Here is a 14,532-nt window from a genome sequence, read left to right as displayed (position 1 = left end):
TGCCTCCGACTTACTCGGTTGACGTCACCGTCCTAATACCGCAAACCAGCTCTGAAACCTGATCAGAGGTCCAGGGCACGCAAGCGGATCGGTCACCGGGCCCNTGGGAACCTTGCTCGACATCGCAGACAGCGAAGGGCGAGACCATCCGCGGCCCAGCGAGATCCTCGACCTTGCCGCGAATGGCGTCGGCGCCCGCATTGCCGCCGTCCTGCCCGCTGCGGCCCGCGAGCGCGCGGCGCGCTTCGCTCTGGCGACAGGTCTAGCGTGGTCGCTGCTCTACTTCCTCATCGAAGACTGGATGCCCTGGGCGCCCGCCGCGCACCGTCTAGCGCCGCAGCCGTTCGGCGTGTTCAACAGCCCTGGAGTCATCGTCACCACCCTGTGGACCGCTGCGATTATGCTGCTCTGGGCCGGGCAGGTCGCAGCGGCGCGCATCACCCTGCTGGCCTCCGCAGGGGCGGCCGTTGTGATCGTGGCCCTTCAGCCGCCAACACCATCGCCAACGTTCAGCTACCCGAGCCCGGACCGGCCGACGTTCGTCCTGCTCGCCGCGCTCGCATTGGTTGCCTCGGCCGGACGACCGCGCCGGCACTGGAGCACTCTGGCGACCGCAGGCGGATGGGGCATCGCCCTATCGGGCTTCATCCTGACCGCTCACCAACTGGATCGGACCGCGATACCCCAGACTCAGTGGCGGTGGTGGTGGTACGACTTCTTCGGCCGCTACCTCTGGCAGGCCCCGGCTGCTGTCCTGACAGTGATCACCGCGGCCCTGATCCTGGCCGCGATCGTCAACCTCGCCGGCCGACGCACCGCGGCAGCGACCATCGTGTTCTCCCTCGCCCCGTGGGCTGCGGCCGCATTGGCGGCATACGCGATCAGCTGGACAGGATGGGCGCCGACCTCGAGGATCCTGCAGCGCCTCGTCATCATGGCCGTGGCGTGGGCCATAGCCTCTGCGGTTGTACTCATCGTTCGCCGCACGCGCGGGCTGGAACGCGGATCCCATGGAACACCAGATCCGGCCTGACGCGGTGACCCTGCCTCCGACTTACTCGGTTGACGTCACCGCCCCAATACCGCAAACCAGCCCTGAAACCTGATCAGAGGTCCAAGGCACGCAAGCCGGTGCGCTTTCGAATCTCGCTCCGGGGCTGAAACACTTACGCGTGAGGTCCGATGACGAGTACACGCACCAAGACCGCGTCTTGACGATTGGTGTTCTCGCCAGATTGGCGGGCTGGTTTCTCGCCCCCGAGGCTGGCGGTGACGAGGCGATGATGGATCGCTACCGTCGTGATCTCGGCCACGACATCGGGCATGTGCCGACGAATGAAGAGTGCCATCAGCATCTCGAGGCTCAGGTCGTGCGCCTGCGTCACTCCATCGGCGAGCGTTGGTAGGACCCCGACCGAATGGATGGCCGTGCGCGCAAGCGGATCGGCCTTCGCGCGTGTGGCCCGATAGCTCATTGGCCGGGAAAGTCCCGAGGTCCCTGATGCCGTGTTTCTGTACTGGGCGCAACGGGCAGAGGGGGCCGCGCGATGCCGTCAGGACACCGACCGCCAGCGAAGGTGTACGGCTTCTGGGTGTGGTCCGGACTCTGCTGCGCCGGGGCTGCGATCGCAGCGATCGCGGGCAGGTATACGTTGATCGTGCTGGCCGCTCTCGTGTTCGTGGCCCCGCTTCTGATCCTTGGCCGGATGTGGCGGCAGACGCACCAGCGCATGGGCGGCTTCCGGAACTGGTTGAGGAGCTGAAACCGCCCCACCCCTGGCGTAGAGCGATCTAGCAACAGGGACTTAACTGCCCGGCGCGGGATCCCTACGCCTGCTCTGACACGATCCACTCATCAATGGCCGCGCTGAGCGTCTGGGCGAGTCCTGTCGGGTTTTCCCATGCCATCGAGTGACCGGCGTGGGGCACGGTCAGCATCTTGATCCCGTGTCGGGGTAGCTCAATCTGGTCCGGGTCCGGGAGCGAGTTCTCGCCGATGAGATACGCCCGAGGCGCCGTCAACTGGTAGAACACCTCTCGCCCGCTGGGCTGCTGCCCTTGCTTCAAAGAGTTTGCAAGTCGCCAGGTCGCGGCAGGCGACCAGTGCGACAGCGCGGCCGCCCAGTGCTGATTGCCCGAGTGCCGAGCCTCGTCGATGAGGTCGCGCTAGCCGCGGCCGACGAACTGTTCTTCGCTTTGGCTCGCAACACGGTACGAACCGGCATCCGGCGGGCTCGGGTCCAGATTCGCCTCGCTCAGTACCAGCCCGCGGAGCCGCCGGCCGACTCGCCGGGCGAGTTCGAGTGCGATAGCGCCACCAGCGCTGTGACCGAAAATGATCAGCGCGTCCAGATCGAGCCACTCGACCAACTCCTGCAGCACGCCCGCGTGATCGTCCACGGTGTAGCCGAACTCCGCCGGACGGTCGCTGTACCCAGCACCGATCAGATCGACCAGGATTCGACGATGCTGTGCCAGGCCGGGCTGGGCCGCAACCTCGGGATAATCGAAGCTGCCGGCACAACCGTGCCCATGAACGAACAGGATCGGGACATCGTCGCCCGGCAGGTCCACGAACCTCAGGAACGCGTTAGCCGAAGCAGACCAGAATTCGCGCATGCCGTCAGCTTCGCACGGTCCCTCGCCGACTCATTGACGGCGAAGCTGCACGCTGGCGGATCCTGGAACGCTCCGGTTGCCGGCGTCGGGCGCCAACATATGAGGTCGGAGCACGACGCTGGAGATCACGTCGCCAGGCGAGTGCCCGCCGCTCATGTCATAGCCCCGTGAGAGCATTCGCCTGTGGGGACGGACTTCGACGTGAGACGCGCAGCGCGGTCAGCTACTGAGATCGAATCGCTCGTTCGCGCAGTAGTCGATGGACGCATTCCAGACGAAACGACGTACATCGAGTGGAAAGGCATACTCGACCTGCGCTCGAAGGCTGGCGCCGCGCACGTAGCCCGCGCCATGCTCGCGTTCGCGAACCGGCATGTGGAGACAGCGAAGACCACCTTCGAGGGCGTCGCATATGTAGTGGTCGGCGCCGAGCCCGGAGCCGTGCACGGCGTAGACATGCCGGACCCGGCGGATCTCTCGAACTTGATCGGGAAGTACGTCCCGGTTTCGGTGCGCTGGAACTCGACGTCCACATCGACCGGCGGAAAGGCGGTCGCGGTGTTCACCGTCGAATCACCCATGGCCGGCGACCGGATCGCCACGCTCCTCACCGCGTATGAAGTGGAATCCGCAGGCAAGACTCGGCAGGTGGCGGCGGGGACAGTCTTCGTGCGCCGCCCAGGTAAGACGGAGCCGGCGACACCCGAGGACTTCCAGATGCTGCAAGACAGGCTTATCGCTGGCGGCGGCCTCCCGACGATCGACGCAGAGGTCCGGCTGACGAGTGCTGCCCCGGTCATCCGCGTCAGCAGGCGCCCCGAGTTCGTCGAGCCGATCGTCGAAGAGCACCGTGCACTTCTCGAATCTCAGATCAACGCTGTCGGCTCCGACGAGGCCGCCCCGAAGGACGGCAGGCGCTTCCGCTACACAACCTCGGGCGAGATCACCCTCTTCCGTGAACAGATCGAGAAGTACGTCGGACGACTGCGCAGCGATCTCGGACCGGCTGCGACTGCGGCGTGGGCGAGGGAACGGCTGCAGACTGGGCCGACGAACCTGAGGTTGCGGAATACGGGGAACACTGCGCTCGAGTCGATTCAGATCACGGTCCACGTACCGCATGGGCTCGGCGTTTGGCTTTGGGCGCCGAAGCTCGGAGAGATCCCCGAGCCGCCGCTGCTTAAGACGACCAGGCTCTGGACCGAACGCAGCTCCTACCCAACGGGTGTCAGCGGAATGCCACGGATTCCTCAGCCGGACGACGGGCGCATCGAGCAGCGGATCACGGATACGGTCGTCCACCTGCACCTCGACGAGCTACACGCCGGCCGGTCTCATGCTTTCCAGAACATGGCGCTGATCGCCGACGACGATACGAATCTCGATGAGTTCGAGTTGACCGTCGACATCACAGCGAAGAACAGGGCGGGGAACCTGGTCGAGCGGATCAAGGTACCGGTGCAGGCGACGGTGGGACCGGCGAGCCTCAACCTTCCGAAGCCGAGTGGCGCGAGCTCGGACTGAGAGCGGACGCGGGGAAGCCGGGCGCCTGGTGTGGAGGTGCCCCGCCGACCGATCCCCTCTCAGTCCCGCGCCGAAGAGCTTCCGAAAAGCCCCACAGACCGCTAACAGTTACACCTCCGTGTGGCTTACCACGACCGTCGGCACCGATTTCACAGTGGTTGATGTCGCCGCGTAGACCCGTCAGGCGACAATCGGGCCTGCTCAGCGTCGGAACAGGTAGACCCCCACGGCCTGGTTCGGGTATTCGGGTTTCGGGCGGCGGGGGAACCGCCCGGAATCAGTGTGCTTCGTGCGAGTACAGATCGACCGCAGGCCTACCTCAGAACCTCGTCAGGCTTTGCTCGTGGCGCAAGATGTCTGGGTACGGCTCGCACATCTTCCAGTAGATCAACGCCGAAGGCACGCGCGTGCGGGTGAAGTGCCACTTTACTCCGCGGCAAGGCACCGCCGAGATGGACGAGGCGGAAGCAGCCGCGATCCAGGACGCCGACTACTACCGCCGCGACCTGTACGAGGCGATCGAGCGCGGCGACTTCCCGAGCTGGGATGTCGGCGTGCAGGTGATGCCCTACCAGGACGCGAAGAGCTATCGGTTCAACCCCTTCGACGTCACCAAGGTGTGGCCGCACGCCGACTACCCGCTGATCAAGGTCGGCCACTACACGCTGAACGAGAACCCCGCGAACTTCTTCGCCCAGATCGAGCAAGCTGCCTTCTCGCCAGCGAACACCGTCCCCGGCATCGACATCAGCCCCGACAAGATGCTCATGGCCCGAGTCTTCGCCTACGCGGACGACCAGCGCTACCGCGTCGGGACCAACTACACCGAGATCCCCGTGAACTCGCCGATCGCGCCCGTGCACTCGTACACCCAGGACGGCTCCGGACGCCGCAACTTCAAGCCGGCCACCGCGCCCGTCTATGCTCCCAACTCCTTCGGCGGTCCGACCGGAGACGCGGCGGCAGCGAGACAGGGCTGCTGGGAGTCCGACGGCGAGCTCACCCGCGCCGCAGCCACCCTGCACGCCGAGGACGACGACTTCGGGCAAGCCGGTAATCTCTACCGGAACGTGTTCTCGGAGAAGACCCGCGCCCGGCTTCAGGCGACGCTCATCGGCCAGGGCCGGCAGATCCGCGACCAGGGCATCCGCGGCAGATTCGTGCAGTACTGGACGAACGTAGACGCGAACCTCGGGGCCGCCGTAGCCGCCAAGCTGTAACGAATTCCGTGCTCGCACACAGGCGAGCGCAAAGCCTCAGACGCCCGCTGGCGGCGTCTGAGGCTCAACGGTGCTGAAGGTCGGCCAGATAGCGGCCCGGAGTGGTACCGACGACCTGGGCGAATGCTTCGATGAAAGCACTCGTGGTGGTCCACCCGGTCTCGGCTGCTGCCCTAGTCACGCTCTGGCCTTCGGCCAGCAGCATGAGGCCCTGGTGGATGCGCAGCTGCGTGCGCCATTGCGGAAAGGTCATCCCGAGTTCGACTTGGAACAGGCGGCTCAGAGTGCGCTCGCTTGCCCCGACCTGGTGGCCGAGCTCGGACAGGCTGGCGCGCGTAGCCGGGTCCGCTTGCAGGGCCGCGAGGACGTCTCGGAGCCGGTCGTCCCGCGCTTCGGGGAGGTGGAGAGGCTGGTCGTCCGATGGGACGAGTCGGTCAAGCACCACCGCCTCGAGCCTGCGTCTCTGAGCTACCGACAGCGGGTCGGGCTCAGTCAGGGCAAGGAGCAACTCGCGAAGCAGCGGCATGACAGTGATGGGGGTGGGCTTCGGGAACAGACTCCGGGTGCGGGCGGACATCAGAACGCCGCGCATGTCGGTGGCACCCCAGGCACGGTGCTGGTGCTCCGTGAATGCCGGTATCCACACTGCCCGATGCGGAGGCGCCATCCACGTCCCCTGCGAGGTGGTCACAGCCAGCAGTCCGTGCGCGGGGTAGACGATCTGGTTGCGATCGTGGTGATGGGCATCGATCAGCTCACCCGCCCCCAGGGCGCGGTGCAGATTGGCTGGCACCTGCCGCGGCACGGCGAGCGACGAAACCTGCTCTACAGCTTGGCTGTTTTCCCGCATTAGCAGGCAGAGTATCAGTAGTCTGCACGCTCGTGACGGCCGACCATTAAGTCATGACCACCTCCTCCGAAGTGCCGCGCAGCCCACAGATGGCCGCGTCGTCTTTCCGCGGTGCCCCGAGCGAACTCGCGGGCCCGAAGGTGTGGCTGCTTTCGGTAGGTCATGCCGTCGATGATCTCTACCAGGGGGCCGTGCCCGCCCTGATCCCGTTCTTCGTCGCCGCACGGCACTGGGACTACTCCACCGCCAGCGGCATCACGGTCGCCGCGACGGTCCTGTCCGCGCTCATCCAGCCGGCGTTCGGCGTCATCACCGACCGGCGCCGCCTTCCGTGGCTCGTCCCGCTGGGGATGGCACTGGCAGGCATCGGCATCGCCCTGTCGGGTCTTAGCGGCTCCTACGCGATCACCTTGCTGGCCGTCGCGCTCTCCGGGGTCGGGGTGGCCGCCTACCACCCCGAGTCCGCCCGCCTGGCCCGGGACGCCGCCCGCGGCTCGCATGTGGCAATGAGCTGGTTCTCCCTCGGCGGCAACATCGGCTTCGCCCTCGGCCCGCTCCTCGTTCCCCTCGTCCTCATCCCGCTCGGCATCTCCGGCACCCTGCCGCTGGCGGTTCCGGCCATCATCTGGGCCCTCGTAACAGCCGGCGCTCTCCGCCGCCGCATCACCCCGCCGACCAATAGCACCCAGACCGGCGCCACGACGACGGCGTCCGCCCAGCCTGCGGCTCTGGCGAAGAAGGACGACTGGAAGGGCTTCGGCACGCTGGTCGTGCCGGTCATCGCCCGCTCCATCCTCACCGCCGGGTTCGGCACGTTCCTCGCGCTGTTCGTCGAGCACCGCCTGCACACCGGCACCAACGTCGGCGAGGCAGCCCTCATCACTTTCTATGGTGTCGGCGCGGTCGGCACCCTGCTCGGCGGACGCCTCGCCAAGCGCTTCGGCCGCATCCCGACGATTCGCGCTGCGTACGCCGCGACCATCCTCTTCACGCTCGGCGTGTGGCTCATCCCTGGACCCGCGGTGTTCCTCGCGATCGCCGCCACCGCGGTCGCTGCCTACGTGCCGTTCTCGATCCATGTCACGCTCGGGCAGGACTTCCTTCCTAACCATGTCGGCACCGCTAGCGGCGTCACCCTTGGCCTCGCCGTCAGCGTCGGCGGCCTGCTTGCCCCGGTCCTCGGCGTGATCGCCGACCACGCCGGGCTGTCCATGTCGATCGCGACGCTCGTGCTGATGCCCGTCGTCGCGGCGCTCGTCGGCCTCCGGCTCCACGAGCCCAACTAGCCGGGAGGCGAAGCGGGGCCTGCGGAGCAACCGCAGGCCCCGCTTTCGTCGCTTTAGTACGCGACAGTGAATCGGCTCTGCTGGTGAGCAGGCTTCTCGATCTCGTCGACGAACGCGATCGCGAAGTCCGCGCCAGAGATCTTCGACTCTCCGGCGTCATCTTTCAGCAGCACCTCGCCACCCACCCGGAACTTCCCCGTCCGGGTGCCCGGAACATGGGCGCCGAACTCGGTCGGCGGCATGAGGTAGAACCAGTCCACCGGCGTGTCCGTGGCTCGCAGCCGCTCCAGGACCGCGGCGGTCCCCGCGATCTCCGCCTTGAGCTCGGCCGGAGGCTCGAACACCTCAATCAGCCGAGGACCGCCCTCGGCAGCCAGAAGGCTCCCGGCGCCACCGACAATGCCGAGCCGCGCCCCGGCTTTCTGCATCGCCTCCAGAATGGCCGGGATCGCATCGGCGAGGCCGCCGTGCTCTCCGGGTGCGCCCGGCAGAGCGATCGCGACCACGTCAGCCCCCTGCACCGCCGTCTCCACGAATGCCGCATCGAAGATGCTGCCGGAGCGCAGCGTGAGGCCCTCGCCCTCCTGGATGGCGGAGGTGTCGCGTGCGACGCCGAGGACGTGGTGGCCTCGGGATCGCGCTTCCGCGGTGATCGCACCGCCGACGTATCCGGTGACGCCGAAGACCGTGATGTTGCTCATGAATTTCCTCATCTCATTTGGTAGCCCACTTACCGTAGGCAGGGTTAGTCTCTTCTGGTAAGTAGGCACTTTGAAGTAAGTGAGGAGTCCGCGATGAGTGACGCAGCGCTCGAGGGGTTTTCGCCGTACCACGCGCAGTGCCCGACTCGCTCGTTGCTGGATCGCATCGGAGACCGGTGGACGATGCTGGTCATCGGGCGCCTGGCTGCTGGGCCCGTGCGGTTCTCTGTCCTGTCGCAGGACATCGAGGGCATCTCGCAGAAGATGCTCACCCAGACCTTGCGGGCGCTCGAGCGGGACGGGCTGGCCACGCGCACCGTGTTCCCGGAGATCCCGCCGCACGTCGAGTACGAGCTCACCGAGCTCGGCCGCTCGCTGCTGGCCATCGTGATGCCCGTACATGAGTGGGCTCTGACCCACATCACCGATGTGCTCGATGCCCGCGGCATCTACGACGCGCGCTGACGGCGCCCGCTTGGGTTCTCACGCGACGATTGCCTAGTGCGCGCTCGCGCGATCCCTGAGGTCGGCGAAGGCGATGCTGTTGTAGGACGCGGTTCCCTCGGCAGGGATTCCGGCCGTCGCACGCCGGCGGCGCGATCGCCGCGCGCTATCGGCTGCGTGGTGAGCGGGCGCCGGAATCCGCTCAACGTCCCGGTGATGAGCCAGCTCGTTGTCCGCCGTACCGGCGCGTCGTGGGTGCTGATGGTCATATGGTCTCTCCGTCCAGGGCGAGGTTGCCTGTTACTCGTCGAGGGCCTCGGCCAGCCCGGTCAGACTCTCCACCTGCCAGTCGAAGGTGTCGTCAGGGCTGGCGTCTCCTTCCCCGGCCCGCGCGATGTAGGCCGTGCGCAGGCCGTGCTGTGCGGCGGCGCGGAGGTCCCACGGGTGTGCCGCGGCCATGACGATCGCAGAGGGATCAGCCCGCACATGGTCGAGCAGGAACTCGTACACGCGCGGGTTCGGCTTGGCCGAGTGCACCATCTCGCTGGAGAGCACCGCATCCCACTGCAGGTCCTCAGCCCGGAACGAGCTGATCAGCGCCTCCACTCCTGCGTTGGACAGCGCAATGACGCGCCGGCGGGAGCGAATCTGCTGCAATCCCTGCCGGCTGTCGGGCCATGCCGGAAGACGGCGGCCCACCTGGCCGAGCTGCGCAGTCACTGATTCGGACAGCCCCGGTGCGAGGTCTCGGAGCACACCGACGATGACCTGCTCCCACGGGCGCCACGGCTTCCGGCCGGCGGCGATCTCCGCGACGCCCGCGCTCACCGCGTCGAACCATTGGTCGGCGAACGCGATCGGGTCCGACACCGTGCCCAGGCGTGCAACCTGGTGGCGGAATCCTGCCCGCTCGTCGAGCACGGTGCCGAGGACGTCGAAGATGACGATTTCCGGTGTTGTCGCTGAGTCGGGCACCGCGGGCCTCCACTGACCTCGACGGCCGATGCTCAGTAGTCCGCCGGGCGGACCCGGATGGTGATCACCGAGGCGATCTTCTCGCCGTCCAGGCGGAAGTAGTGCGTGAGGATCAGCGGGTCCGGCAGGTCCGACTTGTCGTAGTCGCCGTCCGTTTTCACGCGGACGATCCACTCGCCGTGGTGCTCGAGGACCTCGACCGGGTCGTAGGTGACGTGGTCGCCGACGATCTCCTTCTCGATGAACGCGCGGATCGCGGCGTGGCCGACGAATTCGCGGGCGATGTCCTGCACGTAGGCGTCCCCGGTGAACGTAGCGAGGATGGCGTCCGTGTCGAAGGCGTTGGTTGCCCGGATGTGCTCGGTCAGAACGTCAGGGAGCTGGGCTTTGCGCATCGTGGTCCTCATTTCAGGTCGACAGTGGATCAACAACACGATGCGGTCTCACCCAGGGTGAGAGTCAAGCCGCCACGGCCTCCGTCCGATGCGGGTCGGGACAGAATCGGGGTATGGGTACGCTCTCGATCGGCGACTTCTCCCGGGCGACGCTTCTGGGCGTCACGGCGCTGCGGCATTACCACCGGGTGGGGCTGCTGGTGCCGGCGGCGGTCGACGAGGCGACGGGGTACCGCCGCTACAGCACGCAGCAGATCGAGCAGGCTGTGTTGATCAAGCGGCTGAGGCAGCTGCGCATGCCCCTGGATCGCATCCGTGAGCTGTTGGAGGCGGGAAGCGTCTCCGGGCGCAGCAGGGTGATCCAGCGGCATCGTGCTGATCTCCTCCTTGAGCGCGCCGACATTCAGAACGCGATCACTGAGCTCGAGACTCTGCTCGCCCCTGAAATAGCCCGCGGGGTGGTCTCCCGCCGCAGCATGCCGGAGGTCACGGGCTTGACGCTCTGCGAGGAGATCGCTGCGGCATCGGTGGTGGGGTGGCTGTCTCGCAGTCTTGGTCGGCTCTCCATGGCGCTGCGTCAAGCCGGCGCTCATGCCGTGGGGCCTGCCGTCGGGATCTTCGAGGACGCCCTGTTCACCCGCGGCTCCGGCACCGCACGCATCGTCATCCCGTCATCACCTACGCGCGCTGAGGGCTCCGCTGCGACGTTCACTACGCCGGCGGTTGAGTTGTGCGTGATCGCACATTCCGGGCCGCACACATCCATCGGCCGCTCCTACGCGGCGCTTGGCGCGCATGTCGCCGAACAGGAGGTGTCTGCGCCCGGTCCGATTCGCGAGGTCTATCTGGTCGGGCCGCTGGAGACCGACGATGAGGCGGCATGGATCACCGAGATCTGCTGGCCAGTCCGCGGAACCGACACCGCAGACGAGGCTCGGCCGTCTTGAGTTTTCGGGACCGCCCGTCATGCGACGTGGTCGATGAGGGTCTGCACGAGCGGATGCCACGGCCGTGAGGCGGGCCCGGAGAGCACCAGGCGGCGCGGGCGACGCTGCGCCAGAGGCTTCATAATGAGGCTCTTCGGCAGCATGTCCCGGCCCAGCGAGGGGACGATCGCGACGCCGAGGCCTTGCTCGACCATGCGCAACAGGGTGCTCATCTCGCGCACCCGGTGGGTGAAGACGTAGGGAAGGCCGGCCTCGTCGTGCATCTTCCTGACGTGCGCTTCGCAGCCCCCGGTGGACACGATCAGCCCATCCGCGTCGAGCTCCGCCAAGGGGATGCCGTCCAGGCCGGCCAACGGGTGGTCCGCGCGCACAACGGCCGCGAACTCGTCGGAGGCCAGCAGCACACTGCCCGGCGGGTCCGGGGTGGGTTCAACGAGGATCGCCGCGTCGACGACGCCGCTCTCCAGCCACTCCGGCATCTCGTCATCGTCGCCCTCATAGATTGAGATCTCGACGTTCGGCAGCTGGGCGTTCCAGGCCGGGAGCAGTTCCGGCAGCAAGCCCTGGCAGACCGTCGCGACGGCACCGAGTCGGATCGCTCCGGCCGGCTCCCCGTCCTGCGTGATCGCGTCCTCCAGCGCGTAGACCGCGTCGAGGACGGCGCGGGCATGCGTGAGGACGCGGAAGCCCAAGGTGGTCAGCGCCACCTGCCCTTCCCGATGAAGGACCCGGCCGCCGACCTCCCGCTCGAGCCCGTGCACCGCATGGGAGATCGCGGACTGGCTGACCCCAAGCTCGCTGGCGGCATCCGTGAACGAGCCCTGATCGGCGGCCGCGACGAGCGCCCGCAGCTGCACAAGAGTGAGTGCCATGAGATCCCTTCATGGGCGAATGAGCCATATGCATTTGTCTCATTTAGATGCTGCGCTGACACTAGGCGTCATGGCTCAGGTCGGCAACTCGGGCACGGCGGCGCGCGGCACCGTGTTCGCCTTCGTCGCCTTGGCGGCGGTCTGGGGCGGCAGCTTCCTGTTCATGAAGGTCGGCCTGGAAGGCCTCAGCCCAGCGCAGGTGGTGCTGGGTCGGCTCACGTTGGGGACGGTGGCATTGGTGACGATCATGCTCACCACCCGGCGCCGCTGGCCGCGGGAGCTGCGCATCTGGGCGCACATGCTGGTCGTCGCCGTCACCTTCGCCGTGCTGCCCTACTCCTTGTTCTCGTGGGCGGAGCAGTACGTGCCGAGCGGCCTCGCGAGCATCTACAACGCCACGACCCCGATCATGACGCTGCTGCTCACGCCGCTCCTGCTGAGCAGCGAGCGGCTGCGCGGGCGGCAGATCCTGGGAATCGTGATCGGTCTGGCCGGTGTGGCCGTGCTCGCCGAGCCGTGGCAGCTGCTGGCCTCTCACGCCCTCACCGGGTCGCTTCCGGCCCAGCTCGCCTGCCTTGGTGCGACGGCCTCCTATGGGTTCACCGCCTTGTACATGCGCCGCTTCCTGTCCGGCACTGGCTATGACGGGATCACGCTCTCCACGGTGGAGATCACGCTCGGCGCGGCGATTGCATGGCTGATCGCGCCCCTCGACGCTCGCGGCATCATCCACCTCAGCGTTCCGGTCGTACTTGCCGTGTCCGCGCTCGGTGTGCTCGGGACCGGCTTCGCCTACATCTGGTACAACCGGGTGCTGCGCGACTGGGGGCCGGCGCGGGTGTCGACGGTGACCTACCTGTCGCCCGTCGTCGGCGTCGTCCTCGGGCTGCTGCTCCTGGGCGAGCCGGTGCAGTGGAGCGAGCCGCTCGGCGGGGTCGTCATCATCCTCGGAATCCTCGCAAGCCTCGGCGTCTTCACGGCTCGCAGACGATCCCACGGCGGTGCTGCGCCCGGCCGCGTGACGAACACGAGCCGTGGGCCGCGTGCCGAGCGCGCCCCCATCGCAGCTGACCGACCGGAGGAGACCCGTGGCCGACCCTAGAGACGTAGAGGATGACGGGCCGATCCCCGCCTGGGTGGACACGTTCCTCGCCCGGTTGAACGCGGACCCGAAATCGATCACCTGGTGACGCGACTACGACGCAGCCTGCCGCCCACGGTGCCGGGCTTGCCGAGCACGGTTGGAGCAGCGCGCCGTTGCGCAGAATCGGCGTCGACTGTCATAGGCCACGAAATGCAGCAGGCAGTCATGGTTCTCGCAAGTGCGCAGCCGCGACCCGGCGGCCAGCACCTGCAACATGTTCTGCGCGATCGCCGCGAGAGTCGCCTCCGTGCCACCCCGCTCCCAGCTGAGGAGCGCCGCACCGTCTCCGGCGCGCAGCTGCGGCACCGGCGCCGCGACCGCCGCGCGGTTGATCTCCGCCGCAGCGGCAGCCGAGACCGGCCGGCCGGCATCCACGTCCTCAAGCAGCTCGCGCAGCGCCCCGCGAAGCTCCAACAGCGCCTCGCCGTCCACAGGGCCGGACGGGAGCTGACCGGAGTGCAGCTCGAGCCACTCGTCGATCCCCGCCCGATCGGACAACAGGTCGATGTCCACGCCGCGCTCGCGCACGATCGTGTTCGCCAGGTCGACGGCGACGGGCTCGCCGATCAGAGGAAACCGCATGCTCACAGCATAACGCCAAATGCGTTACTCTGATTCTGATAACGCAATTACCGTTACGAAAGGGTGAGTGCCATGACCGACTACTCGACGCACCGCGTCGCCGACCTGGACCTCTTCGTCCGCCGCTCCACGACCGCCGGCCCGGACGCTCCCACGCTCGTGCTCCTGCCCGGGTTCCCCTCGAGCTCGGCCCAGTACGAGGGCCTCATCGCACGCCTTGCCGATGATGCCAACCTCATCGCCCCGGACTACCCGGGCTTCGGGCACTCCCAGACCCCGCCGACCGGCGACTTCACCTACACGTTCGACCACCTGGCCGGTATCACCGAGCAGCTCCTCCTCGAGGAACTCGGCCTGGATCGCCTCTGGCTCTACATGTTCGACTTCGGCGCGCCCGTCGGCTTCCGCATCGCCACCCGGCACCCGGAGAAGATCGCCGGGCTCATCATCCAGAACGGCAACGCCTACGAAGCGGGCCTCGGGCCGATGATGGACATCCAGCGCGACTTCTGGGCCGACCGCAACGGCGTAGAACCCTCCATCCGCGAGCTGCTCACCCTCCCGGTCACCCGAGCCCAGTACTTCGACGGCGCCGGGCGTCCCGAAGCCATCAACCCCGACGCGCCGCTCCTGGACCAGCTGCACATGGAGGAGCCGAACCGCAAAGACGCCTTCGTCGACCTGCTCTTCGACTACCAGAGCAACACCGCCCACTACCCCGAATGGCAGGCATACCTGCGCGAGAACCAGCCGCCGACCCTCATCACCTGGGGCGCCAACGACCAGTTCTTCACCGCCGAAGGCGCCCGCGCCTACCTCACCGACCTGCCGAACGCCGAACTGCACCTCCTGAACGGCGGACACTTCGCCTCAGCCGAATACACCGATGACATCGCCCACCACATCCACCAGTTCCTCGCCACGCACCGGTGACCCCTCCCCCACCCAGCACACACCGGCCGAACGAGCCAGC

General features: G+C 67.3%; 16 protein-coding genes and 1 pseudogene. 10 read left to right on the top strand and 7 right to left on the bottom strand.

What is annotated here, in order from left to right; genetic code table 11:
- Nucleotides 1-112: 112 nt before the first annotated feature.
- The 3 genes from ACFOYW_RS00280 to ACFOYW_RS00270 all read left to right on the top strand — a co-directional run bounded on the left by ACFOYW_RS00280 (nt 113) and on the right by ACFOYW_RS00270 (nt 1,763).
- Nucleotides 113-1,033, top strand: coding sequence for a hypothetical protein (locus ACFOYW_RS00280; protein WP_390226539.1), 921 nt, complete (start codon nt 113-115; stop codon nt 1,031-1,033).
- Nucleotides 1,034-1,172: 139 nt separating this feature from the next.
- Nucleotides 1,173-1,406 (top strand): hypothetical protein, encoded by a 234-nt coding sequence (locus ACFOYW_RS00275; RefSeq protein ID WP_390226538.1) that lies wholly within the window; start codon nt 1,173-1,175, stop codon nt 1,404-1,406.
- 141 nt (nt 1,407-1,547) lie between these two features.
- Nucleotides 1,548-1,763 (top strand): hypothetical protein, encoded by a 216-nt coding sequence (locus ACFOYW_RS00270; protein WP_390226537.1) that lies wholly within the window; start codon nt 1,548-1,550, stop codon nt 1,761-1,763.
- A gap of 403 nt (nt 1,764-2,166) precedes the next feature.
- Here ACFOYW_RS00270 and ACFOYW_RS00265 read toward each other — a convergent pair whose 3' ends face one another.
- Nucleotides 2,167-2,619, bottom strand: coding sequence for an alpha/beta fold hydrolase (locus ACFOYW_RS00265; RefSeq protein WP_390226536.1), 453 nt, complete (start codon nt 2,617-2,619; stop codon nt 2,167-2,169).
- A gap of 183 nt (nt 2,620-2,802) precedes the next feature.
- On the opposite strand from ACFOYW_RS00265, the gene ACFOYW_RS00260 reads away from it, so the two are divergent.
- Together ACFOYW_RS00260 and ACFOYW_RS00255 are read left to right on the top strand one after the other, a co-directional pair.
- Nucleotides 2,803-4,143 carry a hypothetical protein gene (locus ACFOYW_RS00260; RefSeq protein ID WP_390226535.1) on the top strand — a complete coding sequence of 447 codons (1,341 nt, stop codon included), beginning with the start codon at nt 2,803-2,805 and terminating at the stop codon, nt 4,141-4,143.
- Between the two features lie 311 nt (nt 4,144-4,454).
- Nucleotides 4,455-5,363, top strand: a pseudogene (locus ACFOYW_RS00255) (catalase); the annotation flags it as partial.
- Between the two features lie 64 nt (nt 5,364-5,427).
- Here the strand turns inward: ACFOYW_RS00255 and ACFOYW_RS00250 are convergent.
- Complete coding sequence (locus ACFOYW_RS00250; protein ID WP_390226534.1) at nt 5,428-6,213, bottom strand: AraC family transcriptional regulator; 786 nt, start codon at nt 6,211-6,213, stop codon at nt 5,428-5,430.
- Between the two features lie 53 nt (nt 6,214-6,266).
- Between ACFOYW_RS00250 and ACFOYW_RS00245 the strand changes: the two genes are divergently transcribed.
- A complete protein-coding gene (locus tag ACFOYW_RS00245; protein WP_390226533.1) occupies nt 6,267-7,499 on the top strand; it encodes an MFS transporter in 1,233 nt (410 codons plus the stop codon).
- A gap of 53 nt (nt 7,500-7,552) precedes the next feature.
- Here the strand turns inward: ACFOYW_RS00245 and ACFOYW_RS00240 are convergent, their stop codons facing one another.
- Nucleotides 7,553-8,200, bottom strand: coding sequence for an NAD(P)-dependent oxidoreductase (locus ACFOYW_RS00240; protein WP_390226532.1), 648 nt, complete (start codon nt 8,198-8,200; stop codon nt 7,553-7,555).
- A gap of 93 nt (nt 8,201-8,293) precedes the next feature.
- Here ACFOYW_RS00240 and ACFOYW_RS00235 point away from each other — a divergent pair, with 93 nt between their 5' ends.
- The gene (locus ACFOYW_RS00235) at nt 8,294-8,665 is read left to right on the top strand and encodes a winged helix-turn-helix transcriptional regulator (RefSeq protein ID WP_390226531.1); all 372 of its coding nucleotides are present in this window, start codon (nt 8,294-8,296) and stop codon (nt 8,663-8,665) included.
- A gap of 279 nt (nt 8,666-8,944) precedes the next feature.
- Here the strand turns inward: ACFOYW_RS00235 and ACFOYW_RS00230 are convergent, their stop codons facing one another.
- Both ACFOYW_RS00230 and ACFOYW_RS00225 read right to left on the bottom strand, forming a co-directional pair.
- Nucleotides 8,945-9,619, bottom strand: a complete 675-nt coding sequence (locus ACFOYW_RS00230) for a haloacid dehalogenase type II (protein WP_390226530.1) — start codon at nt 9,617-9,619, stop codon at nt 8,945-8,947.
- A gap of 32 nt (nt 9,620-9,651) precedes the next feature.
- Nucleotides 9,652-10,014 (bottom strand): nuclear transport factor 2 family protein, encoded by a 363-nt coding sequence (locus tag ACFOYW_RS00225; protein ID WP_390226528.1) that lies wholly within the window; start codon nt 10,012-10,014, stop codon nt 9,652-9,654.
- Between the two features lie 113 nt (nt 10,015-10,127).
- Here ACFOYW_RS00225 and ACFOYW_RS00220 point away from each other — a divergent pair, with 113 nt between their 5' ends.
- A complete protein-coding gene (locus ACFOYW_RS00220) occupies nt 10,128-10,961 on the top strand; it encodes a MerR family transcriptional regulator (protein WP_390226527.1) in 834 nt (277 codons plus the stop codon).
- 17 nt (nt 10,962-10,978) lie between these two features.
- Here ACFOYW_RS00220 and ACFOYW_RS00215 read toward each other — a convergent pair whose 3' ends face one another.
- The gene (locus tag ACFOYW_RS00215) at nt 10,979-11,833 is read right to left on the bottom strand and encodes a LysR family transcriptional regulator (RefSeq protein ID WP_390226526.1); all 855 of its coding nucleotides are present in this window, start codon (nt 11,831-11,833) and stop codon (nt 10,979-10,981) included.
- Nucleotides 11,834-11,903: 70 nt separating this feature from the next.
- Here ACFOYW_RS00215 and ACFOYW_RS00210 point away from each other — a divergent pair, with 70 nt between their 5' ends.
- A complete protein-coding gene (locus ACFOYW_RS00210) occupies nt 11,904-12,935 on the top strand; it encodes a DMT family transporter (protein ID WP_390226525.1) in 1,032 nt (343 codons plus the stop codon).
- A 93-nt stretch (nt 12,936-13,028) separates the two neighbouring features.
- On the opposite strand, the gene ACFOYW_RS00205 is transcribed toward ACFOYW_RS00210, so the two are convergent.
- Nucleotides 13,029-13,559: a CGNR zinc finger domain-containing protein gene (locus tag ACFOYW_RS00205; RefSeq protein WP_390226523.1), complete on the bottom strand. Its 531-nt coding sequence runs from the start codon at nt 13,557-13,559 to the stop codon at nt 13,029-13,031.
- A gap of 72 nt (nt 13,560-13,631) precedes the next feature.
- Between ACFOYW_RS00205 and ACFOYW_RS00200 the strand changes: the two genes are divergently transcribed.
- The gene (locus ACFOYW_RS00200; protein ID WP_390226521.1) at nt 13,632-14,492 is read left to right on the top strand and encodes an alpha/beta fold hydrolase; all 861 of its coding nucleotides are present in this window, start codon (nt 13,632-13,634) and stop codon (nt 14,490-14,492) included.
- Nucleotides 14,493-14,532: the final 40 nt, after the last annotated feature.

It is taken from the genome of Gryllotalpicola reticulitermitis (assembly GCF_042651345.1).
GTDB lineage: Bacteria > Actinomycetota > Actinomycetes > Actinomycetales > Microbacteriaceae > Gryllotalpicola > Gryllotalpicola reticulitermitis.
The sequence above is the reverse complement of the archived record's forward strand: the minus strand, read 5'-3'. Positions and strand labels throughout refer to the sequence as shown.